Below are 23813 nucleotides of genomic sequence, written 5' to 3'. Positions count from 1 at the left end.
GGGCTCTTCCGCTCCTTAGCGGAGGTTCTTGGGAGGAGAAGAAGGGTTACTTCTTCTTGGCGGCGGCCTTCTTGGCCGGGGCGCCCTCGGCGTTGCCGTAGTACGCCTGGCGCATCAGCTGCTTCAGGTCGTCGATCATCGGCATCCGCGGGTTGGCGGGGGCGCACTGGTCGGCGTAGGCGTTCATGGCCTGGGTCGGCAGGGCTTCGATGAAGGCCTGCTCGTCCACGCCCTCCTCGGCGAAGGAGGAGGTGATCCCGCACTTGCTGCGGAGCTCCTCGACGGCCTTGGCGTAGGACTCGACGCCCTCGGCGGCCGTGGCGGCCGGCAGGCCCAGCATCTTCGCGATCTCCTGGAAGCGCTCCGGCGCCCGGTAGATCTCGGCCTTGGGCCACGGGGTGGCCTTGTGGGTGACCGTGCCGTTGTGGCGGATCACGTGGGGCAGGAGCAGCGCGTTGGTGCGTCCGTGGGCGACGTGGAAGGTGTTGCCCAGGGTGTGCGCCATGGCGTGGACCATGCCCAGGAAGGCGTTGGCGAAGGCCATGCCCGCCACCGTGGAGGCGTTGTGCATCTTCTCGCGGGCCTCGGGGTCGTTCGGACCGTCGACCACGCAGCGCTGCAGGTTTTCGAAGATGAGCTTGATGGCCTGGAGGCACAGGCCGTCGGTGTAGTCGTTCGAGTACGCGGAGACGTAGGCCTCGGTGGCGTGCGTCAGGGCGTCGAAGCCGGAGTCGGCGGTCACCTTGGGCGGGAGGCCCATCGGCAGCATCGGGTCGACGATGGCGACGTTCGGGGTCAGCGCGTAGTCGGCGAGCGGGTACTTCTGGGCCGCGGCCGGGTCGGAGATGACGGCGAACGGGGTGACCTCGGAGCCCGTGCCCGAGGTGGTCGGGATGGCGACCATCTTGGCCTTCTCGCCGAGCGAGGGGAACTTGTAGGCGCGCTTGCGGACGTCGAAGAACTTCTCCTTCGTGTCGGCGAACTCGACCTCCGGGCGCTCGTACATCAGCCACATGATCTTCGCGGCGTCCATCGGCGAGCCGCCGCCGAGGCCGATGATCGTGTCGGGCTTGAAGTCGCGCATCATCGCGGCGCCGGCCTGGACGGTGGAGAGCTCCGGGTTGGGCTCGACGTTGTCGATGATCTGGATCGACACGGCGCCCTCTCGGGCCTGCAGGATGTCGACGACCTTCTGCACGAAGCCGATGGAGACCATCGTCTTGTCGGTGACGATCGAGACGCGGCTGATGCCGTCCATCTCACCGAGGTAGCGGATGGAGTTGCGCTCGAAGTAGATCTTCGGCGGGACCTTGAACCACTGCATGTTGGTGTTGCGCCGTCCGATCCGCTTGACGTTGATCAGGTTGACCGCGGTGACGTTGTTCGACACCGAGTTGTGTCCGTACGAGCCGCAGCCCAGGGTGAGCGAGGGGAGGAAGGCGTTGTAGACGTCGCCGATGCCGCCGAAGGTGGAGGGCGAGTTGGCGATGACGCGGATCGCCTTGACCTTCTTGCCGAACTCCTCGACGAGCTCCTCGTCCTCGGCGTGGATGGCGGCGCTGTGGCCCAGTCCGTGGAACTCGACCATCGCTGCGGCCAGTTCGAGGCCGTGATCGGTGTCCGAGGCCTTCAGGGCGGCCAGGATCGGGGACAGCTTCTCGCGGGTCAGCGGCTCGTTCTCGCCGACCTCGTTGCACTCCGCGAGGAGGATCGAGGCGTCGGCCGGGACGGTGAAGCCGGCCTGCTCGGCGATCCACTGCGGGGACTTGCCGACGACCGCCGGGTTCAGCTTGGCGCCGTTGGTGTCGGCCGCGTAGGCGGTGGTGCCGAAGACGAACTGCTCCAGCTTGGTCTTCTCGGCGGCGGAGACCACGTGGGCGCCGAGCCGCTTGAACTCGGCGAGGCCCGCTTCGTAGATCTCGGTGTCGAGGATGACGGCCTGCTCGGAGGCGCAGATCATGCCGTTGTCGAAGGCCTTGGAGAGCACGATGTCGTGGATGGCGCGGCCGAGCTTGGCGCTCTTGTGGACGTACGCCGGGACGTTGCCCGCGCCGACGCCCAGGGCCGGCTTGCCGCACGAGTAGGCGGCCTTGACCATGGCGTTTCCGCCGGTCGCGAGGATGGTGGAGACGCCCGGGTGGTTCATGAGGGCGCCGGTGGCCTCCATGGAGGGGGCCGTGACCCACTGGACGCAGTTCTCGGGGGCGCCGGCGGCGACCGCGGCGTCGCGGACGATGCGGGCGGCCTCGGCCGAGCAGTTCTGCGCGGAGGGGTGGAAGGCGAAGATGATCGGGTTGCGGGTCTTCAGGGCGATCAGGGCCTTGAAGATCGTGGTGGAGGTCGGGTTGGTGACCGGGGTCATCGCGCAGACGACGCCGACGGGCTCGGCGATCTCCGTGATGCCGTTCAGCTCGTCGCGGCGGATGACGCCGGCGGTCTTGAGCCCGCGCATCGAGTTCACGACGTGCTCACAGGCGAAGAGGTTCTTGACGGCCTTGTCCTCGAAGAGGCCGCGACCGGTCTCCTCGACCGCCAGCTGGGCGAGCTCGCCGTGCTGGCTCAGCGCGGCCAGCGAGGCCTTCTTGACGATGTGGTCGACCTGCTCCTGGTTGAACGACGAGAACTGGTCGAGCGCCTTGAGCGCCCCCTGGACCAGTCCATCCACCATCTCGTTCGCCTGCATGGCAGGAACTCCTTCATTTCGACTCAACCTGAACCGCTTTCCTGATGACTCAATTCGACACCCAAAAGCGGAAGCCGCGCCGCCGAAAAAGCCCTTATCCACCGGGCCGAAGGGCCGTTCACACCTGTTCACCCTCTCTCCATCACCCATCTGACCTGGGCAAACATCCCGGGACCTAAGACCCCTGTGCGCTTGTGAAAACTTTCACAAGAATTTCGGGCGAAGTGCGCCCTACCGCGCTCCTCCCCCAGCGAGCACAATCACCGTGACGAGTCGCGTCGACCGTGAGGGAGGGAGCGCGTGCGCAGTCAGGTGCGCGTCGCGGACGGACGGAATCTGACGGTGGAGCACTGGGGCGACCCGCACGGAAAACCCGTTTTCCTGCTCCACGGCATGCCCGGCAGCCGCCTGGGCCCCGCCCCCCGGGGCATGGTCCTCTACCAGCGCCGGATGCAGCTCATCGCCTACGACCGGCCCGGCTACGGGGGCTCCGACCGCCATCCGGGCCGCACCGTCGCCGACGTGGCCACGGAGGTGGCCGCCATCGCCGACTCCCTGGGCCTGGACACCTTCGCCGTGGCCGGCCGCTCCGGCGGCGCCCCCGGCGCGCTGGCCTGCGCCGCCCTGCTCCCCGACCGGGTCACCCGGACCGCCGCGCTGGTCTCCCTGGCCCCCCGGGACGCGGAGGACCTGGACTGGTTCGAGGGCATGTCCCCCTCGAACATCCGGGAGCACTCCACCGCCGGCCGGGACCCCGAGGAGCTCGCCGCCCGGCTGATCCCGCGCGCCGCCGGGATCGCCGAGGACCCCGGCCGGCTCCTGGACGAGCTGCGCCGCGAGCTCACCGACAGCGACCGCATGATCGTCGCGGACGCGGGACTGCGGGCCATGCTCCTGCGCAACTACCGCGAGGGGGTCCGCACCTCCGCCTACGGCTGGATCGACGACGCCATCTCCTTCAGTAGCCCCTGGGGCTTCGACCCGGCGGACATCCGCTGCCCGGTGCTGATCTGGCACGGGGAGCTCGACGTGTTCTCCCCCGTGGGCCACTCCCGCTGGCTGGCCGGCCGCATCCCGGGCGCCACCACGAACATCGACCCGGCCGCCGCTCACTTCGCGGCGCTGCGCGCCCTGCCCGACGTACTGACGTGGCTGCTCAGGGAGGTGCCCGCGCCTCCCGTCAACGAGCAGCAGCCGGCGTAGGAGGGGGCCGGCGGGAAATGGATCTTGCCTTTGGGTAAACGCCCGGCGCGCGGGTCCGTGGAATTCGTTCATCCATGCCACGGGCGCGTGATCGTTCGTCACGCCCATTGGACCGAGAGGTCACATTGTGAGAACCCGCGTCCAGGTTTAGCGAGCCGTGGGGCACAAGGGCAGGTAAAGTCCGCGCCAGACAGTGGCTCTCCTCGCCATTGTCCCCCTCCCATTCCCCATGACCTTCCCGAGGACGGCGTCATGAACACCTCCGCAACCCACCCGGCCAGCCCCGTCACGGCCACCCGCGTCCCGCTCGACCGGATCGATGTCCGTGGTGCGCGCGCGGCCGCGAGCCTGGGTCGCGTCCTCCCGACGGAATCCGGTCGAAAGGTTCAGACGCCCATCTTCAACTCTGCACTCTGACGAGGAAGTCGGCGCTCTAGACTGGTGGAATGACCGGCCTGATCGCTTTTCGCGAGATCGTCCTGAAAGTTCACAGCAGATGCGATCTCGCTTGTGATCATTGCTATGTCTACGAACACGCAGATCAGAGCTGGCGTGCCCGGCCGAAAGTGATCTCCCCCGAGGTGATCGCCCAGACCGCGTCACGTCTCGCCGAACACGCAAGGACACACGCACTCCCCTCCGTCACGGTCATCCTTCACGGAGGGGAACCGCTTCTCGCGGGCACCGCCCGGCTCCGGCTCGTGTGCGAGGAATTCACCCGCGCCCTCGACGGCATCGCCGCCCTTGACCTGCGCATGCACACCAACGGCCTGCAGCTCAGCCGCCGTTACCTGGACCTCTTCGCGGAGTTCGGCGTCAGCGTGAGCGTCTCCCTCGACGGGGACCGCGCGGCCAACGACCGCCACCGGCGCTTCGCCGACGGGCGCACCAGCCACCCCCTGGTCCTGGCCGCCGTGGACCTCCTGCGCACCGAGCCCTACCGCCACCTCTACCAGGGCCTGCTCTGCACCATCGACGTGGCCAACGATCCGGTGGCCGTCCTCGACGCACTCGTCGAACTGGCGCCGCCGCGCGTGGACTTCCTCCTCCCGCACGCCACCTGGCAGACGCCCCCGGTCCGCCCCGACGAGGCCCCCGACGCCTACGCGCGCTGGCTGCTGCGGGTCTTCGACCACTGGGACCGCCGCGGCCGCCCGGTCCCCGTACGGCTCTTCGACTCGCTGTTCTCCACCCTGGCCGGCGGCCCCAGCCTCACCGAGTCCCTCGGTCTCGCGCCCACCGATCTCGTCGTGGTGGAAACCGACGGGAACCTGGAACAAGTCGACTCCCTCAAAAGCGCCTTCGAAGGCGCCGCCGCCACCGGGTTCAACGTCTTCGACCATGCCTTCGACCTGGTCGCGGCCCATCCCGGGGTCCGAGCGCGCCAGTTGGGACTGGCGGGCGTCAGCGACACGTGCCGCCGGTGCCCCGTCGTACGTTCGTGCGGAGGCGGGCTCTACACGCACCGCTACAAGGCCGGTTCCGACGAGCCGTCCGGCTCGGAAGCCCCCGGGAACTTCGACAACCCCTCCGTCTACTGCACCGACCTGCGCGAGCTCGTCGACGGCGTGGAGGGGCGTACGAGTGCCCGCGCGAGCGCACCGGAACTGTCCGACCCGGCCGAGCTGGCCGGCTCCCAGGAGCAGCTGACCCGGGACCTGCTCGCCCTCTTGAACGACCGCCGCACGGGTGATTCCGACTGGGAGCGGGCCTGGCGGGTGCTGGGCGCCGTGGAGCGGGCCGGGCGGGCGGGCGCGGACGCGCTGGACGCCGTACTGGCCCACCCCTTCACCCGGACCTGGGTCATGGCCTGCCTCGACCCCGGGCAGGAGGGCCCGGGCGCGCCCCGGGCGGCCCGCCGGCTGACCGCGCTGGCCGCCGCCGCCGTGCTGCGCGGCGGGCTCGACCTGCCCGCCGAGGTCGTCTACCGGGACGGCGAGGTGTACCTGCCGACGCTGGGCCTGCTGCGCCTGGGCGAGCCCGGCACCGAGGGCCGCGCCACCCTGCACGCCGCCGACGGCGGGTACGCCGTCCGCGAGGAGGGGCGCCCCGAGCACCGCTTCGGTCCGGCGGCGGGCGACGCTCGCTGGCAGCCCGTACGCACCTGGTCGCCGGGGCCGGACGCGGTCCCGGTGGCACTGGAGGACCTGGATCCGCACCGCAACTGCTTCGCCCGCCCGCCCCGGCTGCGGCTCGGCGCCGGGGAGGCCGAGGAGTGGCGCGAGCGCCTCGACGCGGCGTGGGCCCTGCTGCACGCCTCGGTGCCCGAGTTCGCGCGGGCCGCCGCCACCGGGCTGACCACCCTGACGCCCCTCGCGGGCGGCCCCCGGGCCCGCGGCTGGGGCGAGGCCGGGCGGCACGCTCCGGGCGCGCTCGGAGTGCCGTACGCGGCGGGGGTGGCGGAGACCGCGCTCGCACTGCTCACCGGGCGGCGGCGGGCGGGCCTCCAGGCGCTGACCGAGGTGGCCGACCTGTACGCGCTGGACGGGGAATGGCAGCACCCCTCGCCGTGGCGGGAGCGCCCGGTCCCGGTGTCCCGGCTGCTGGCCGACGTCCACGAGCGGGTGGCCGTGGAGGCCTACCGGCGGGCGACCGACACCGCCGAACCGGGCGGGCTGGACCGGATCAACCGGGCGCTGGACCGGCTGTCGGGGGCGGCGGAGCTGACGAGCACCGGGAAGCGGCTCGTGGAGCAGCTCCGCTGGGAACTGAAGGCGGTCGACGCGTGACGGGCCCGCCGGGCCCCGGGGACCGCCCCCCTCGGCCCGGCCCCGAAGGCGACGGCCCCGACGCCCTGGCCGGCCCCCTCCACGCGCTCGGTGTCCGCCCCGGCACGCGCCTCCTGGTGCACGCCTCGCTCGGCGGCACCGGTCTGCGCGCCGAGGAGCTGCGCGACGCCCTCCGGGCCGCCGTCGGTCCGGGCGGCACCCTCGCGGCGCCGGCCTTCACCCCGCAGAACTCGAAGACCTCCACCGCGCACCTGGCACGGATCGCCGGCCTCACCGAGGAGGGCGTACGGGCCTTCCGCGCACGCATGCCCGCCTTCGACCCCGTGCACACCCCGAGCCACGGCATGGGGGTCCTCGCCGAAGCCGTGCGCACCGCCCCGGGAGCGGCGCGCAGCGGGCATCCGCAGACCTCCTTCTCCGCGGTCGGCGAAGGCGCCCGGGACCTGTGCGCGGGACATCCGCTGACCAGCCATTTGGGCGAGGAATCCCCCCTGGGAAAGATGTGCGGGGAGGGGTGGAAGGTACTCATGATCAATGTGGGATTTTCCGTCTGTACCGCTTTCCATCTCGCGGAGTATCGAATTCCGAAGCCCCCCTTGCGCATGTACGAGTGTGTGGTGAAGGTGAACCATCCGGGGTCTTCAGGGGGGCAGCCTGAAGGGCCGAAGCGGGAAGGGTGGACCGCGTACGAGGACATCGCGCTGGATGACAGCGATTTCGCCGAGATCGGCAGGACGTTCCCGGAAGAGGGGATACGCCGGGGGCGGATCGGCGGGGCATCGACCATGCTCTTCGCCCTTCCGCATGCCGTCGATCACGCACTTGAATGGATGACCGAAAACAGACGCTGATTGACTGAACGATGAGGGGATGTGGCGGAGCAGCTCCGGAATGATGTTTCTTCGCTCGCATCTTCGGGACGGGGGTCGTGTGCCCGCATCAGTGCAGCCGTACTTTTTTCTCAGTTATGCGCATACACCGAGGTTCGGGGCGGGAGGACCGGACCCGGACATGTGGGTGGAGCGGCTTTTCCGCGATCTCTGCAGTCATGTCATGGCATTGACGAATCTGCCCGCGGGAGCCGAGGCCGGCTTCATGGACCGGGAGATACGCAGCGGTGAGGGCTGGTCGGAACGGCTCGGGGCGGCGCTCGCCACCTGCCGGGTCTTCGTCCCCCTGTTCTCGCCGCGCTACTTCGCCAGCGAAATGTGCGGGAAGGAGTGGTTCGCCTTCGCGCAGCGCACCATCCACCACGTGGCGCTCAGCAATCAGCCGGCCGAGGCCATCGTGCCCGCGTTATGGGTACCGGTACCGCCCTCCCAACTACCGCTTCCCGCAGAGCGATTGCAGTTCAACCACAACACCTTCGGCGAGCGGTACGTCACCGACGGGCTCTACGGACTGATCAAACTGCGGGGCTACGCCGAGCAGTACGAGAGCGCCGTGTACGAACTCGCCAAGCGGATCGTCCGGGTCGCCGAAACCGTCCGGCTCGATCCGATCCGGCCGCTCGACTACCGCCTCGTGCCCAGCGCCTTCGGCTCTCCGAACGGCACCCCCAGCAGCACCGCGCGCACCCTGCACGTGACCGTGGCCGCCGCGTCCCGGCACGATCTGCCCGAGGGCCGCAGCCCCGAGTACTACGGGGACAGCGCGCTGGACTGGAACCCGTACCACCCGGTCTCGCAGCGGCCCATCGCCTACGTCGCCGAGGACCTGGTCCGCAACCTCAACTACCAGACGTCGGTGGGGTCGTTCGACGACGAAGCAGGGCACTTCGACTCCAAACAGCCGCCGACCCGGCCCGAGATCCTCATCGTGGACCGGTGGGCGGTGGAGGACGAGCAGCGCCGCCAGCGCCTCGCCGCCTTCGACCTGGAGTCCCGGCCGTGGATCAACGTGGTGGTGCCGTGGAACCGGTACGACCACCAGAGCCGCGCCAAGGAGAGCGAGCTGGCCCACCGGCTCGAGGACACCATGCCCGTCAAGATGAGCCAGGGCCGGGCCGCCTGCCGGGCCGCCGCCAACGGCGTGGCCAACATGGAGACGCTCGGGCAGATCCTGCCGCAGGTGGTGGAGGCCGCCGCCCAGCAGTTCCTCAGACACGCCCAGGTCTATCCGCCGGCAGGCAGCCCCGCGGCCGGCACCGAACGGCCCCGGCTGCTCGGTCCGATGGGGATGAACGGGCCTCCGGCCCCACCGCCCGCCCCCTTCCCGCCCACGGCGGGCGATCCGGGCGACGGGACGGGCAGGCCCGGCAGGCCCGGCAGGCCCGACGCAAACAACGACAACGACCGGGGGGACGCGGATGACAGCGAGTCGTGACAGCCAGAGTCGTGACAGCCAGCACAGCAGCAGTGACGAGCACCGCGAGGGACGCATCGTCACCTTCTACTCCTACAAGGGCGGCACCGGGCGCACGATGGCCCTCGCCAACACCGCCTGGATCCTCGCCGCCAACGGCAAGCGGGTCCTCGCCGTGGACTGGGACCTGGAGGCTCCCGGCCTGCACCGCTTCTTCCACCCCTTCCTGGACCCCTCCACCCTCGGCGCCACCACCGGTGTCATCGACCTGATCAGCGAGTACGCGTGGGCGGCCACCAGCCCGGTGCAGCGCGCCGACGACTGGCACAAGGACTACGCGCGGATCCAGCCGCACGCCGTCTCGCTCACCCCCGAGACCCTCGGCTGGGAGTTCCCCGACGGCGGGACCCTCGACTTCGTCTCGGCGGGCAGGCAGAACCGCGAGTACTCCGCGACCGTCTCCACCTTCGACTGGGACAACTTCTACGACCGGCTCGGCGGCGGGCTCTTCTTCGACGCCTTACGGGCGGACATGAAGCGGAACTACGACTACGTCCTGATCGACAGCCGCACCGGCCTCTCCGACATAGCCGACATCTGCACGGTCCACCTGCCCGACGTCCTGGTCGACTGCTTCACCCTGTCCGACCAGTCCATCGACGGCGCGGCCTCGGTCGCCCGGCAGATCGACGAGCGGTTCAACGACCGCGGCATCAAGATCTACCCGGTCCCGATGCGCATCGACGAGGGCGAGAAGGAGAAGGCCGACGCCGGCCGCGCCCTGGCCCGGATCAAGTTCGACCGCTTCCCCAACGGCCTGATCGGGGACGACCTCACCTCCTACTGGGGCGCGGTGGAGATCCCGTACCGCCCCTACTACGCCTACGAGGAGACCCTGGCCACCTTCGGGGACGAGGCCGGGCTCACCAACTCCCTGCTCTCCGCCTTCGAACGGCTCACCACCGTCGTCACCGAGGGCGACGTCACCTCGATGCCCGCCATCGGCGAGGAGGTGCGCCTGCGCATCCGGGACGCCTTCACCCGGCGCCGCCCCGCCCTGCCCGCGGACCTCTTCCTCTCCTACGTCGCCGAGAACCGCATGTGGGCCGACTGGATCGAATCGGTGCTCACCCGGGCCGGCTTCCGGGTCGTCCCCCGGGACGTCTCCGCCGAACGGACCCCGGCCACCGCCGGCGGGGACACCCTGGGCGGATCCGGGATCAGCGTCGACACCGCCGCGCGGACCGTGGTGCTGCTCTCCAGCGCCTACCTCAAGTCCGCCCGCGCGGTGGACGTGTGGGAGCGGGCCGCAGCCGAGGACCCGACCGGGGGCCGCCGCCAGCTGGTGCCGCTGCGGGTGGGCGACGTACGCCTGTCCACCCCGTACATCGACCGCAATCCGGTGGACCTGTTCCGCCTCGACGAGGTGCACGCCACGACCGCGCTGCTGCGCGCGGTGGAACGGCCGATGGCGCTGCCCGACACCGTCGCCAGCGCCTCCGCGCCCGGCCCCCGCTTCCCGGGGACGGTCCCGAAGATCTGGAACGCGCCGCCCCGCAACCCCGGTTTCACCGGCCGCTCCATCGTCCTGGAGCGGATGCGCGACCAGCTCGGCGGCGGCATATCCGTGGTGCTGCCGCAGCCGCAGACCCTGTTCGGGCTCGGCGGCGTGGGCAAGACCCAGGTGGCGCTGGAGTACGTGCACCGGTTCATGGCCGACTACGACCTGGTCTGGTGGATCTCCGCCGAGCAGACGGACGACGTGGTCGCGGCCCTCGCGGAACTGGCCGTACGGCTCGGCGCGCAGACCGGCGAGGACATGTCGGCCGCCTCCCAGGAGGCGATCGACCTGCTGCGGCGCGGGGTTCCCTCCTCGCGCTGGCTGCTGGTCTTCGACAACGCCGACGATCCCGAGACGCTCAAGCGGTACTTCCCGCCGGGCGGCCCGGGGCACGTGCTGGTCACCTCCCGCAACCAGTCCTGGTCCCAGTACGGCGACGCCCTCCCGGTGGACGTGTTCCTGCGCGAGGAGTCCATCGAGCACCTCCAGCGCCGGGCCCCCGGGCTGAGCAAGGAGGACGCCGAGCAGGTGGCCGTCGCCGTCGGCGACCTGCCGCTGGCCGTCGAGCAGGCGGGCGCCTGGATCGCGGAGACCGCGACCCCGGTGTCCGCGTACATCGAGCAACTGGCCCAGCAGGCCGCCCGCGTGCTGGCGCTGAACCAGCCGCCCGGCTACCCGGAGCCGGTGGCCGCCACCTGGAACGTGTCCATAGAACGGCTCCAGTCCCGCTCCCCCGCGGCCGTGCGGCTGCTCCAGCTCTGCGCCTTCTTCGCGCCCGAGCCGATCTCGGCGAACCTGCTCTACAGCAAGGAGATGATCGACGCCCTCAAGCCGTACGACTCCTCCCTCCAGGAGAAGCTCGTCCTGGGCCGCGTCATCAGGGAGATCGGCCGGTTCGCGCTCGCCAAGGTCGACCAGGTCAGCAACAGCATCCAGGTGCACCGCCTGGTGCAGGCCGTGATCCGGGCACAGCTCTCCGAGGAGGAGCAGCGCGAGGCCCGGCACGCGGTGCACCGGATCCTGGCGGGTGCCCGGCCGGACGACGACGAGCCGATAGACAACCCGGAGACCTGGCCGCGGTTCAACACCATCTGGCCGCACCTGACCCCGTCGGAGGCCCGGTTCTGCAAGGAGCCGGAGACCCGCCGGCTGCTGATCGACCGCGTCCGCTACCTCTGGAAGCGCGGCGACTTCAAGGCCGCGTACGCGCTGGGCGAGGAGCTGCGCGAGACCTGGCGCGAGACCCTGGGCGGCGACGACCTCCAGTACCTTTACCTGCGCTTCCACCTCTCCAACATCCTGCGCTCGCAGGGCCGGTTCGTGGAGGCGATGGAGCTGGACGAGGGCACGCTGGAGCGCCAGCAGGCGGCGCTGGGCGTCTCGCACCCGCACACGTACATGACCACCAGCGGTCTCGCGATGGACCTGGGGGCGCTGGGCCGCTACGGCGAGGCGATGGAGCTGGCCAACGCCGCGCACGAGGGCTTCGGGCAGATCTTCCACGAGGCCCATCCACGGACCCTGGCCGCGGCGAACAACCTGGCGCTGAACCTGCGCATGATCGGACAGTACGCGCGGGCCAGGGAGATCGACCAGGAGGTCTTCGACCGGCGCACGGAGGTCCTGGGCACGGACCACCCGTACACCCTGTCCTCGGCGCAGAACCTGGCGCGCGACCTGCGCGAGGTGGGCCGGTACGACGACTCGGTGCAGCTGCTGAGCCGGACGTACGAGATCTACAAGCGGACCCTGGGCCGGGCCTTCCCCGGCACCCTGTCGGCGGCCAAGAACCTCGCGGTCTCGCTGCGCAGGGCGGGCGACGTGGAGGACGCGCTGCGGCTGACCACGGCGACCCGCAACCGGTACCGGGCCAAGTACACCTCGGTCAACCCGGACCTCCTGGCCTGCGAACTGAACCTGGCCGCGGACCTGTTCGCGACCGGGGACCCGGGCGGGGCCCGGGACCTGGCCCAGGAGGTGGTGGACGAGTACGTCAAGGTGCCGGGCGAGCGGCACCCGTACACCCTGGCCGCCGTCAACAACCTCGCGGTGTTCCACTGGGGCACGGGGGCGGCGGACACCGCCGAGACGATGCTGCGCCAGACCATCCGGCACATGCGCGAGGTGCTGGGCGACAACCACCCGCACACCATCTTCGCCAACCTCAACCTGGCCAACGCCCGGGCCGACCTGGGCGATCCGGAGGGCGCCCTGGAGCTGGAGCGGATATCGGTGATGCGGCTGCGCGAGGCGCTGGGCGTGCACCATCCGGAAACCCTGGCGAGCGCCTCCAACATGGCGGTCAGCCTGGACATGATGGGCCGCAAGGAGGAGGCGAACCGGGTACGGGCCGAGGCGGTGGCCGAGCTGACCCGGCTGCTCGGCGAGGACCACGGGCTGACCCGGTACGCGCGCGACGAGCGCCGGGTCCACCGGGACCTGGAGCCCCTGGCGGTGTGATCCGCGGGGGCGGCTCCCGCCGGGCGCCGCCCCCGCACCTCCCCTATAGACGCAGAAGAACAGCAGACTGGGGGGTTCGCTGTGAGTGACAGCATGACCTTTCGCAACGAGGACCTGCCGGCCCTCTTCCACCACACCGACCAGGCGGCGATCTCCCGGCAGCGGGAGTCCACCCAGGCCACCCGCGCCCAGCTGATGCTGCTCGTCGTGGCCGCCTCGATCGCCGCACTGCCCGAGGGGCCCAAGGTGGGCTCCGCGTACCTGTCCGGGCTCCTGAGCGTGCTCGCCTACGCCGGGGTGCTGGGCGTGGGCGTACGGGCCACCCGGCGCCGAGCCCGCCCGCAGTGGCAACTCAACCGCAGTGCCGCTGAGTTCATCAAATCGCTGGCCTGGCGGTACGCCGTCCACGGCGCGCCCTTCGGCAGCGACGTCCCGGGCGTCGAGGAGACGTACCGGACCCGCCTGGAGGCGGGACTGAACGAACTGCGGAAGATGGGCTGGGAGGATCCGCGGACCGCCGGTCTGGTGCCGGAGGGCGGGGAGATCACCGGTGCGATGTTCCGGCTGCGGGGGCTCGACTACCAGGTCCGCAGGGAGACGTACGTCCGGGACCGGCTGATCGAGCAGCGCAACTGGTACCAGCGCAAGACGGAGGTGTCCCGGCGGGCCACGGCCCTGTGGTCGTGGTCGATCGTGCTGCTGACCCTGCTGGCGCTGCTGTTCGCCCTCTTCGGGGCGTTCGGTTCGGGTCCGGGGCCGGCGCTGACCGGGCTGCTGAGCGCGGCGGCGACGGCCGGGATCGCCTGGAACGAGGTGCGGCGCCACCACCCGCTGATCGAGGCGCACACCCTGATCGAGCAGGACCTCTCCGCGATGATGGTCGTGATGCAGACGACGATCACCGAGACGCAGTGGCCGAGCTCGGTCTACGAGACCGAGCGGTACGTGTCCCCGCAGCACACGGACTGGCTGGCCCGGCACAGCAGTTGACCCGCCGGGCGGGCGTGGCCTCAGTCCCGGGCCACGCCCTCCCGCCAGATCACGGTGACGGGTTTCCCGAGCGCGCGGGCGTAGGCGACGATCTCGGCGGTGCCGCCGTGCCCCCGGGCGGGCAGGCCGTCCCAGACGGCGACGAGGCGGTCGCAGGAGTCGGCTATGTAGGTGCCGGCCGCGTAGTAGGCCTCGTCGGTGGAGCGGGCGAAGTCCATCCGGATCTCCTGGGCGGCCCGGCGCTTGAGCCCCAGGTACCGGTCCAGCGCGCCGGTCTCCTCGAAGCCCTCCTCGTAGTCCCCGCTGGGGATGACCACGGTGAGGTCGGCGCCGTATTCCAGCGCGATGGCGGCGAACAGCTGGTCCGCTCCTTCGGCGAGGCTGGAGAGGGCCTCCAACGGCCCTTCGTGGCCCCCGAGTACGGCCCGCAGGCCCTCCTCCACATGGCCGAGCAGCTCGTCCGGAATCGACCGGTGCCCGGTCACGCCGATTCGCTTCATGCAGAAACCCGCTCCCCCCGTGGACACGAACGCCCTGGACATCCTCCCAGAAGGCGGGAGGACGTCCAGGGGTGCGGCGGGGGCGCACGGGTCCGTGGCGCGGCCCCGGAGCGGGCTAGTACACGCTCACGCCGTACGCGTTGAGCGCCTCGACGACGGGCTGGAAGAACGTGGTGCCGCCCGAGGAGCAGTTGCCGCTGCCGCCGGAGGTGAGGCCGACCGCGCGGGTGCCGGAGTAGAGCGGGCCGCCGCTGTCGCCGGGCTCGGCGCAGACGTTGGTCCGGATCATCCCGTAGACGACGTCGCCGCCGCCGTAGTTCACGGTGGCGTTGAGCCCGGTCACCGTGCCGCTGTGGGTACCGGTGGTGGAGCCGCGCCGGGTGACGGCCAGGCCGTTGGTGGCGTTGATGGCGCTGGTGATGTCCTGGTTGCCGACGGTCCCGGGGTGGGAGACCGAGGCGTTGTCGTAGCGGATGAGTCCGTAGTCGTTGTTCGGGAAGCTGGAGCCCACCGTCGGGCCGATGACGGTGGTGCGGGCGGAGTTGGTCCACCAGGTGCCCGCGCCGTCGGTGCAGTGGCCGGCGGTGAGTACGTAGTAGGTGCTTCCGCTGCGCACGTTGAAGCCGACCGAACAGCGCCAGCCTGAGGCGTACTTGGCGTCGCCGCCGCTGAGCAGCTTCCTCAGCTTGCCGGGGGTGCGCTCGATGCGCAGGGCGGCCGCGTTCACTCCGGCCTCGCTGCGGATCCTGGCGATGTCGGCGGCCGAGACGGTGGAGTCGGCGGTGACCACGAGTTTGCCGGAGGCGGGGTCGGTGTGCCAGGCGGTGCCGGCGACGTCGGCGCGCAGGACCGAGGCGCCGGCGGAGGCGAGCCGGTCGGCGCTGAAGCCGCCGTCGGCATGCGCGGCCGTGGGCCCCGCGAGGGCGGCCACGGCGGCCATGCCGGTGGCCACGGCGAAGAGCCTGGAACGGATGATGGTCTTGATCGTCACTTGTCGTCCTCCCGAGTGGGGATCGGAGGCCCGGCGGGGTGGGTGGTGCCGGAGCCCGTGGAGGGCGGCCGGGGGCACGGCGGAACAGGATGCCGTTCGACGTGCCCCTGACAAGCCCCGAGAGACGCTGACGGGAGTCTCCTGGTGTCAGATACCGCTAGCAAGGGCGCCTTTCAGCCGCCTCTCGCCCGCCGCGATCTCGAACGGCAGGGTGTTGCCCGGCGGGGGGAAGGTGCACACGAAGTGGTCCGCGAAGGCGCACGGCGGGAGCTGGACCCGGTTGAGGTCCACGGTGACGGAGCCGTCGGCGGCCGGGATTCCGGGCTTGAGGAAGCGGAAGCGGTAGCTGGAACGGCCGCCGGTGGCATCGCCGATGACCGCCCAGAGACTGCCGTCCTCCTCGTCCACCGCGACCCGCAGCGCGTGCCGGGCGCCCGCGAAGGAGAAGCTCAGCTCGCCGCCCAGGCCGAGCCCGCGCGTCCGCCCGTCGACGTTCTCGACCTGGACCGTCCGGTCCTCCCCGTACGGGGCGAAGTGCCCGGGCACCGCGTACGCCGGGTCGTACGGCGTGGCCTCGATCCCGGTGAAGGCCGCGCGGCCCGGTGCGCCCGGGTCGAACACGCGGACCGCCCATTCCCCTTCGCGCCGGATCACGACGAGCCGTACCTCCCCGGCGGCGAGCCGGGCGTGCGAGGGCGGGGCCTCGTCGGCGGCCAGCTCGGCGGCGCCGGCGAGGGGCTCGCCGTCCAGGGTGATCCCGTCCTGCGGCCCCGCGGTCAGGGTCACGCCTCCGGCGGTGGCCCGCCAGTGCCCCGGAACGGCCGGAATTCGACCTTCCGGGTAATCGGCGAGCCCGGGGGTCCCCCCGGACGGAGTCTGGGGGAGGGTGCCGGTCAGTGCGAGCGGCCCGTAGGGGGCGGACACGGTGTCCACCCGATGCTCGTGCCACCGCTTCCAGGCGGCGACCGGATCTTCTGCGTCAGCGCTCATGCCGCTCAACCCTTCCACACCGGCCGGGCCGGAAACCGAAAGGCCCGCCAATGGCCACGAACGCACGCATACACCAACGCACTGGACCCCCACCCGGCAGGCGGGAGGGGGTCCAGCGACTAAGCGGTGAAGCGGGGTGCGTATGGCTTAGTACAGGCTCACGCCATAGCGGGAGAGGACTTCCTTGACGGGCTGGAAGTAGGTGGTCCCACCCGTGGTGCAGTTGCCGTTGCCACCGGAGGTGAGGCCGACCGCGCGGGTGCCCGAGTAGAGCGGGCCGCCACTGTCGCCGCCCTCGGCGCAGACGTTGGTCCGGATGAGACCGTGCACGATCCCGTCGGCGCCGTAGTTCACGCTGAAGTTCAGGCCGGTCACCTTGCCGCTGCGGATACCGGTGGTGTAGCCGCGGCGCTTCACGTTCAGACCCACGGTGGCGTTCATGGCGCTGCTGATGTCCTGGCTGCCGACGCTGCCGTACTTCTTGAGGGCGTTGTCGTGACGGATGAGACCGTAGTCGTTGCCCGGGAAGCTGCCGCTGACGCCCGGACCGACCTTGGTGGTCCGCGACGAGTTGGCGTACCAGGTGCCGGCACCCTTGACGCAGTGACCCGCGGTCAGGGCGTAGTACGTGCTGCCCTTGCGCACGTTGAAGCCGAGCGAGCAGCGCCACGACGTGGTCCAGATGCCGTCACCACCACTGATCAGCGGCTTCAGCTTGCCGTGGGTCCGCTCGACGCGCACCGCCGAGGCGTCCGCCCCGACCTCCTTCTTGATCTTCTCTATGTTCGCGTCCGAGACGGTGGAGTCCGCCGTGACCACGATGGCCCCCGTCGTGGGGTCCTGACCCCACGCCGTGCCGGCGACGTCGACCCGCATGAGCGAGGCCTCCACCGCGGCGAAGCGCTGGGCGTTGACGCTGCTGCCGCTCGGGGCTTCTGCCGCCGTCGCGGGACCCGCGAGGGTGGCCACGGCGGTCAGACCGACGGCCGCGGCAGTGAGCCGGGAACGGAAGATGCGCTTGATCGTCACTTATTGTCCTCCCGAAGGAAATCGAAGCCCGGGGCAGGTGCGGTGCCCGAGCTTGTTCAGTCATCAGAGACCGCGGCCGGCATGACGCCGTTCGCCGTGCCCCTGACAAACCCCGTAAATGCTATCGAAGGTTTTCCGGCGACCGGCACGCGAGGCAAGGGCTACTTCCGGCCACTGTTCGCTCCGCGTGGACCACCTCGGCCGAAGTGCTCCCTTGCCGCAGCCCAGGCCGTGCCGCCAGCCGGTGCACAGCGATCCCCGGAACGGCTGGAAATCGCCCCAACCTATCGATGGCCGGAAGCGTCGGGCCGAACCCGCGCCAACCCGAAACCAAGCCGGAACCAATCCGAAGCCAAGCCGGGGCCGAAGCGGAGCCCGAACCTCCTCAGCAGCCGTCGCAGGGACAGCAGCAGCCGTCGCCGCAGCCGCAGTCACAGCCGTTGCAGTTCGGGCCGCAGTCGCAGTTGTCGCACCACGCGTCCCTCTTCTTGCGGGACCACGGGCCCTCGTAGTCCGTGCAGCAAATCTGGCAGGTGCAGAACAGCCCCAGGGCCACCGCGCAGCCCGCCAGCAGGCCTCGGCGGGGCTTGAGCGGGGGCGGCGGCGGGCCGAAGTCCACCGGGGGCGGCCCGAAGGAGCCCTCGGGCGCCGGGCCCGTCGCCGTGTGGGAGTGGGAGCAGCCGGCCGTCCCGAAGGCCCGGTCCACCGAGGTGCGCAGCTCGTGCACGAGCAGCCGGTGGGCGAGCCCCGCGTCGGCGAACTCCACCTCCCGCAGCGCCAGCCGGATCCCCCGCAGCGCGTCGTCGCACAGCCTGCGCGCCTCGGCGCGGGGGGTCCCGGTGGCGGTCAGCGGGTTCCAGGCGCCCGCCGCCGCGTCCGCGGCCTGGTCCTCGACGGCATCCAGCAAGTGCGCGAGCCGCCCGAAGTAGCGTCCCGCCTCGGCGAGCGCGGGGGCGTTGCCTGGCCGACCGGCGAGGGTCGCGGTATGGGCGAAGGCGGCGGCCGTCGCGGTCTCGGTCGGCTCGGTCACCACGAGCACCGGTGTGCCCGCTCCGGCCAGCGTCTCGATGCCCGCCTGCCGGTCCACGGCGTCGACGAGCACGGCCGTGTCGAAGCCGAGCGAGGCCCCGGTACGGGCGCCCGCCCGGTCCCAGCCGCGGGCCACCCGGCGCGCCGCGAGGGCGATCGGGGCGCGGGCCAACAGGCCGTCCCGGTCGGCCACGTGGTCGCGCACCTTCGCGGAGGCCAGCACCAGCGAGACGGCGGCGGCGAGCCGCGCACCCTCGCCGTTGGCCACGGCCGCGGTGCGCATCCCGCGCAGTGGACAGGGACCGGCGGTGCGCCGGGAGCCCGGGGCGGGACCGGACTGAGCCTCCGTCAGAACGGAGACGAGCAGCCCGTCGTAGTTGGTCACGATCCTCGCGAACTGGCCGTGGTCCCCCCGAAGTGCCAGGCACAGCCCACAGAGATGGGCCATCCACTCCGCCTTGAACCGCTCCCCGAGCCGATGCGTGCAGGGTCTGACGATGCCGAACAAAACGATTCCCCCGTGTGTCATACGCGTGCTGACGGGCATGGTAGCGAGACCGGCCGTCACCCGTACGCCCCCGTCCCTCACCCGTACGGCCGCACCGGTCGTATTTTCACTCAGTCAGCAGCGGTACCCGCCGGGATCCTTGACCGTGCAACGGATGTTCTGCACCAGTACCGTCACGAAACCCCTGCGCGGCGACTATCCACTTGGCGCGTTGTCAGCATCATGGACGACGATAGGGACGCGGAAGACAAGACAGAACTGACCGCGATGAAAGGAGGCGTCCATGGGTTCGGTGCGCAAGGCGAGTGCCTGGCTGGGTCTCGTAGAGGACAGCGACGACGAGCGTTACTACGACGACGACTACGCGGAGGCCCCGCAGGGGGGTTCGGTGGTCGGCCCCGGCGAGCAGTGGGTCACGGACCCGCGCGTCAAGGTGGCGTCGGAGTCCGCCGTCGAGCAGGGCCGCCGCATCGCGACGGTCACCCCGGACGGCTTCCGCGACGCCCGCGGCATCGGCGAGCTGTTCCGCGACGGTGTCCCGGTCATCGTGAACCTGTCCTCGATGGACCCGGGCGACGCGAAGCGCGTGGTCGACTTCGCGGCCGGTCTGACCTTCGGTCTGCGCGGTTCGATCGAGCGGGTGGCGACCAGGGTCTTCCTGCTGACCCCGGCCGACACCCAGATCGTGAGCGGCGAGTCCGGCGGCCGCTCGCGCGACTTCTTCAACCAGAGCTGAGCAAGGCCCTCACCGGCCGCCCGCGGTTCCTTCCGGCCCTCCCGGCGATCCTGTGGCCGCACCCGGCCTAGCGGAAGGCGTCGAGCCCGGTGAGCGCCTTGCCCAGCACGAGCTGGTGCATCTCGACGGTGCCCTCGTAGGTGAGGACCGATTCGAGGTTGGTGGCGTGCCGCATGACGGGGTATTCGAGGGAGATCCCGTTGGCACCGAGGATCGTCCGCGCGGTGCGACAGATCTCGATGGCCTCGCGGACGTTGTTGAGCTTGCCGAAACTGATCTGCTCCGGCCGCAGGGTCCCCGCGTCCATCCGCCGCCCCAGGTGGTGGGCGAGCAGGATGCCCTTGTGGAGCTCCAGCGCCATGTCCGCGAGCTTGGCCTGGGTGAGCTGGAAGCCGCCGATCGGCCTGCCGAACTGCTCGCGCGTCTTCGCGTAGTCCAGCGCCGACTCGAAGCTGGCGCGCGCCGCACCCATGGATCCCCACACGATCCCGTACCGCGCGTGGCTGAGACAGCCGAGCGGCCCCTTGAGTCCGGTGACGCCCGGAAGCACCGCGTCGGCGGGCAGCCGTACGTCGTCCATGACCAGCTCGCTGGTCACCGAGGCGCGCAGGGACCACTTGTGCTTGATCTCCGGGGCGGAGAAGCCGGCACTGTCCGTGGGGACGGCGAACCCGCGGATCCCCTCCTCGGTCTGCGCCCAGACGACGGCCACGGCGGCCACCGAGCCGTTGGTGATCCACATCTTGCGGCCGTTCAGCACCCAGTCCGAGCCGTCCCGCTTGGCGTGCGTGCGCATCGCGCCGGGGTCCGAGCCGACGTCCGGCTCGGTCAGCCCGAAGCAGCCGATGAGCTCGCCCGCGGCCATGCCGGGCAGCCACCGCTGCTTCTGCTCCTCGGAGCCGTACTTCCAGATCGCGTACATCGCGAGCGAGCCCTGTACGGAGACCAGCGAGCGGATCCCCGAGTCCGCGGCCTCCAGTTCCAGGCAGGCGAGCCCGTACTGGACGGCGCTCGCGCCCGCGCAGCCGTATCCCTGGAGCGACATCCCGAGGGCGCCGAGGGCGCCGAGCTCCTTGGCGATCTCCCGGATCCCGGGCAGCTCGCCGTTCTCGTACCACTCGGCGATGTTCGGCAGGACGCGGTCGGCGGCCCAGCCGCGGACGGTGTCCCGGATCGCGAGGTCCTCGGGCGTGAGGAGTTCGTCGAGCCCGAGCGGGTCGGTGGGAACGAAGGACACTGCGCCTCCTGGCAGACCGGGATCACAAAACCTAGCGCCGCAAGTTTGTCGGTCCGCCGGTCCGCGGTCCACCCGCTTCCGGTGTGACCCCGGTCCCGGTCCTGCGGGCAGACTGCGGACATGCTTGATACATCCGCGCGGCTGCTGCGCCTGTTGTCCCTGTTGCAGGCCCACCGGGAATGGACCGGGGCCGACCTGGCCGGCCGGCTCGGCGTGACGGCGCGGACCGTGCGCCGCGACGTGGACCGGCTGCGGGAGCTCGGTTACCCCGTGAACGCAAGTCCGGGCACCGGCGGCGGGTACCAGTTGGGGGCCGGGGCCGAGATGCCGCCCCTGCTCCTCGACGACGACGAGGCCGTCGCGGTGGCCGTGGGGCTGCGGACCGCCGCCGGGAACGGCGTGGAGGGCATCGGCGAGGCATCCGTACGGGCGCTGGCGAAGCTGGAGCAGGTGCTGCCGTCACGGCTGCGCGCCCGGGTGTCCGCGCTGAACCGGTTCACCGTGCCCATGTTCCGCGGGGCGGGCGCCTCCACCGTCGACTCCTCCGTGCTGACCGAGCTGGCCGGCGTCTGCCGCGACGCCGAGCGGCTGCGCTTCGGCTACCGGGACCACGGGGGGACCGTCACCCGCAGGACCGTCGAACCGCACCGGCTGGTGTGCAGCGAGCGCCGCTGGTACCTCGTCGCCTGGGATCTGGACCGGGAGGACTGGCGGACCTTCCGGGTGGACCGGATCGAGCCCAGGCCCCCGCACGGACCGCGCTTCACCCCGCGCCCGCCGCCCGCCGAGGACCTCGCCGCGTACGTCTCCCGGGGCATCTCCCAGCGGGTGTACGCGGCCCGCGCGGTCGTCCGGCTGCGGGTGTCCGAGCAGGAGGCGGCGCGGATCGTCGGGCCGGCCGACGGGACCCTGGAGCCGCTCGACGAGCGGAGCTGCATCCTGCGCACCGGGGCGGTCAACCTCGATGTCCTCGTGATTCACATCATGATGATCGGGTGTGAGTTCGAGGTCGTCGAGCCGACCGAGCTGACGGACCGGATCCGGGCCGCGCGAGATCGGCTCGGCAGGTCACTGGAACCGCGTGAAGCGACCGGAGAAGTGAAGGATTTGTGAGGAAGCGGAGGGCGCCCGGAGCGCACTCCGCCCACAATTCCGCGAAGTTCCGGGGGAATTCGAAACACAATTCCCCCCGGGCGTGTCGCGGGACGGGAAATAAAAGGTCCGGACGAACTCCGCCGTGGGGGACTGTCGACAATCCGTGACACAAGCGTGACCCGGTATGGAGGAACGTCCGGGCGCGCCGCTGACGTTCCGGGCCTTTCGCGGCAGGCCCGGCGGCGAAAGGCCCGCGACCGTCCCGGACGCACCGCGGCGGGCCCCGGTCGTCGACCGGGGCCCGCCGTGGATGCGCGAGCGGAGGGGGGGTGCGTACCGTCCGGCTCAGCCGCCGGTCGCCGGGCGGGGCGCCGCGCCGCGCGCCGGGGCGCGCTCCGCGTGGGCCGGGCGGCGGCTGCCGGCCGGAGCGCCCGGGGTCCGCTCGGAACGGATCAGGTGCGGACGGCCGGAGAGGTGGGCGGCGGACCGGGCGGCCGGCTGGTGCCCCGCGGCCTGCACGGAAGCAGAAGCGGAAGCGGAAGCAGCGGCGGAGGCCGACGCCGGAACCGGAACCGGAACCTGTGCGGGCTCGGCGGCCCCCGGCTGCCGCAGCACGGCCACGGGCTGTGCGGGGTGCACGGGCTGTGCGGGGTGCGCCGGCTGACGCTCGGACGGCTCCGCGGCGGCCCGCTCGAGCCGCCACTTGCCGCCGGCCGAGAGCAGCGGGACCAGCAGCCCGGTGAGGCCCTCGGGCACCTGCCCGGCCTCCACGAGGCTGCGCAGCCGTGCGCGCAGGTCGAAGACGTAGGCCTCGGCCATGGCGATGGCCGGCTCGAACCACGGCAGCGCCAGCAGCACGAGCAGACCGGCGAGCCAGCCGAGCAGCACGTCGCTGACCCAGTGGGTGCCGAGGTAGACGGTCGTGGCACCGACGCTCAGGGAGACCACGGCGGAGACCAGGGAGAGCACCCGCCGGGTGACCACCGTGGAAGCCAGGTAGGCCAGGATTCCCCAGGTCACCACGGCGTTGGCGGTGTGGCCCGAAGGAAATATATCGCCGCCCGCGAAGAGCTCGGCGGAGCCGATCTCGGTGGCGTAGTGCGGACCGAGCCGGCCCAGGCCGAGCTTGACGGCGCCCACGGTGATGTTGAGCAGCAGCAGCGCCACGCCGAGGGTGATCAGCGGGCGGAGGGTGTGCTGCCGCCAGGACCGCCAGCCGAGCCAGGCCGCGACCATGACCGCGGTGGGGCCGCGCTGTCCGAGGACGACGAGGTAGTCGAGGAAGGCGTGCAGCTGCGGCCACTGCTCGTACGGCCGGAAGAACATGATCTGCCAGTCGAGGCGGACGAGCCAGGAAGTGGTCAGGACCGCGACCACGATCGCCAGGTAGATGCCGAGGGTCGCTCCGAGGAGCACGACGCGGTGCCGGCTCATCCGCGGTGTTTGCAGATGAGCCGGTCGCTCTGGTTCCCGGTCCAGCCGGGCGAACACCCGCTCCAGTCTGGGCAGGATTTGGTCGGTACGCACTCAATCGACGTTACCGCGCGCCGATGGGCACCCCGGTCGAATCACGGGCTTTGTGATGACCATGTGATGTGGAGTTGGTCTCACGCGGGACTTAATTCCCGGTATTCAGCCTTTGGTTGGAGCAGGGAAGGTCCCTTCCTCCGATCTTTTCCTCGCATACTTAGGCCGCCTTTATCGCTCCCGGTCAATTGTTTTGCCCAAAGATGGAGCGGAACGCTCCATTCCGTGATCTCGGGCCGCC

The 23813-nt window shown here is 71.0% G+C and carries 17 protein-coding genes; 9 read left to right on the top strand and 8 right to left on the bottom strand.

The genetic code is table 11. The features are described 5' to 3' along the window. Positions 1–46: 46 nt before the first annotated feature. Entirely contained in the window at positions 47–2683 is a 2637-nt protein-coding gene (adhE, locus tag ACE1OC_RS31545) for a bifunctional acetaldehyde-CoA/alcohol dehydrogenase (RefSeq protein ID WP_407839849.1), read from the bottom strand. 300 nt (positions 2684–2983) lie between these two features. Between adhE and ACE1OC_RS31540 the strand changes: the two genes are divergently transcribed. From ACE1OC_RS31540 to ACE1OC_RS31510, 7 genes are all read left to right on the top strand, one after another. Then, positions 2984–3886, top strand: a complete 903-nt coding sequence (locus tag ACE1OC_RS31540; RefSeq protein WP_274552621.1) for an alpha/beta fold hydrolase — start codon at positions 2984–2986, stop codon at positions 3884–3886. 252 nt (positions 3887–4138) lie between these two features. Further along, positions 4139–4303: an FxSxx-COOH cyclophane-containing RiPP peptide gene (fxsA, locus tag ACE1OC_RS31535; protein WP_382974126.1), complete on the top strand. Its 165-nt coding sequence runs from the start codon at positions 4139–4141 to the stop codon at positions 4301–4303. A 29-nt stretch (positions 4304–4332) separates the two neighbouring features. Beyond that, a complete protein-coding gene (gene fxsBH, locus ACE1OC_RS31530; protein ID WP_407839848.1) occupies positions 4333–6615 on the top strand; it encodes a radical SAM/SPASM protein FxsBH, inactivated beta-hydroxylase extension form in 2283 nt (760 codons plus the stop codon). A gap of 113 nt (positions 6616–6728) precedes the next feature. After that, positions 6729–7466 (top strand): aminoglycoside N(3)-acetyltransferase, encoded by a 738-nt coding sequence (locus ACE1OC_RS31525; RefSeq protein ID WP_407841737.1) that lies wholly within the window; start codon positions 6729–6731, stop codon positions 7464–7466. 43 nt (positions 7467–7509) lie between these two features. Next, a complete protein-coding gene (locus ACE1OC_RS31520) occupies positions 7510–8940 on the top strand; it encodes a TIR-like protein FxsC (protein ID WP_407841736.1) in 1431 nt (476 codons plus the stop codon). Next, on the top strand, positions 8924–12940 hold the full coding sequence (gene fxsT / locus ACE1OC_RS31515; protein WP_407839847.1) for an FxSxx-COOH system tetratricopeptide repeat protein: 4017 nt from the start codon (positions 8924–8926) through the stop codon (positions 12938–12940). Before ACE1OC_RS31520 ends, fxsT begins: the two co-directional genes overlap by 17 nt. A 93-nt stretch (positions 12941–13033) precedes the next feature. Beyond that, positions 13034–13930 carry a DUF4231 domain-containing protein gene (locus ACE1OC_RS31510; protein ID WP_407839846.1) on the top strand — a complete coding sequence of 299 codons (897 nt, stop codon included), beginning with the start codon at positions 13034–13036 and terminating at the stop codon, positions 13928–13930. A gap of 20 nt (positions 13931–13950) precedes the next feature. On the opposite strand, the gene ACE1OC_RS31505 is transcribed toward ACE1OC_RS31510, so the two are convergent. From ACE1OC_RS31505 to ACE1OC_RS31485, 5 genes are all read right to left on the bottom strand, one after another. Beyond that, the gene (locus ACE1OC_RS31505) at positions 13951–14430 is read right to left on the bottom strand and encodes a hypothetical protein (RefSeq protein ID WP_407839845.1); all 480 of its coding nucleotides are present in this window, start codon (positions 14428–14430) and stop codon (positions 13951–13953) included. Between the two features lie 115 nt (positions 14431–14545). Continuing rightward, positions 14546–15370: a S1 family peptidase gene (locus ACE1OC_RS31500; protein ID WP_407841735.1), complete on the bottom strand. Its 825-nt coding sequence runs from the start codon at positions 15368–15370 to the stop codon at positions 14546–14548. Positions 15371–15568: 198 nt separating this feature from the next. Beyond that, positions 15569–16411 (bottom strand): DUF1684 domain-containing protein, encoded by an 843-nt coding sequence (locus ACE1OC_RS31495; RefSeq protein WP_407839844.1) that lies wholly within the window; start codon positions 16409–16411, stop codon positions 15569–15571. Positions 16412–16558: 147 nt separating this feature from the next. Beyond that, a complete protein-coding gene (locus tag ACE1OC_RS31490) occupies positions 16559–17440 on the bottom strand; it encodes a S1 family peptidase (RefSeq protein WP_407839843.1) in 882 nt (293 codons plus the stop codon). A 385-nt stretch (positions 17441–17825) separates the two neighbouring features. Continuing rightward, positions 17826–18977, bottom strand: coding sequence for a DUF5685 family protein (locus tag ACE1OC_RS31485; RefSeq protein ID WP_407839842.1), 1152 nt, complete (start codon positions 18975–18977; stop codon positions 17826–17828). 283 nt (positions 18978–19260) lie between these two features. Between ACE1OC_RS31485 and ACE1OC_RS31480 the strand changes: the two genes are divergently transcribed. After that, positions 19261–19713, top strand: a complete 453-nt coding sequence (locus ACE1OC_RS31480) for a cell division protein SepF (protein ID WP_214947996.1) — start codon at positions 19261–19263, stop codon at positions 19711–19713. A gap of 67 nt (positions 19714–19780) precedes the next feature. Here ACE1OC_RS31480 and ACE1OC_RS31475 read toward each other — a convergent pair whose 3' ends face one another. Next, the gene (locus tag ACE1OC_RS31475) at positions 19781–20950 is read right to left on the bottom strand and encodes an acyl-CoA dehydrogenase family protein (RefSeq protein WP_250740262.1); all 1170 of its coding nucleotides are present in this window, start codon (positions 20948–20950) and stop codon (positions 19781–19783) included. A 120-nt stretch (positions 20951–21070) separates the two neighbouring features. Here ACE1OC_RS31475 and ACE1OC_RS31470 point away from each other — a divergent pair, with 120 nt between their 5' ends. Then, a complete protein-coding gene (locus ACE1OC_RS31470) occupies positions 21071–22063 on the top strand; it encodes a helix-turn-helix transcriptional regulator (RefSeq protein WP_407839841.1) in 993 nt (330 codons plus the stop codon). 327 nt (positions 22064–22390) lie between these two features. On the opposite strand, the gene ACE1OC_RS31465 is transcribed toward ACE1OC_RS31470, so the two are convergent. Further along, positions 22391–23572 (bottom strand): phosphatase PAP2 family protein, encoded by a 1182-nt coding sequence (locus tag ACE1OC_RS31465; protein WP_407839840.1) that lies wholly within the window; start codon positions 23570–23572, stop codon positions 22391–22393. Between the last annotated feature and the right edge of the window lie 241 nt (positions 23573–23813).

Origin of the sequence: Streptomyces stoeckheimensis (genome assembly GCF_045822005.1) — a bacterium.
In the GTDB taxonomy this organism is placed as follows: Bacteria; Actinomycetota; Actinomycetes; order Streptomycetales; family Streptomycetaceae; genus Streptomyces; species Streptomyces stoeckheimensis.
The sequence above is the reverse complement of the archived record's forward strand: the minus strand, read 5'-3'. Positions and strand labels throughout refer to the sequence as shown.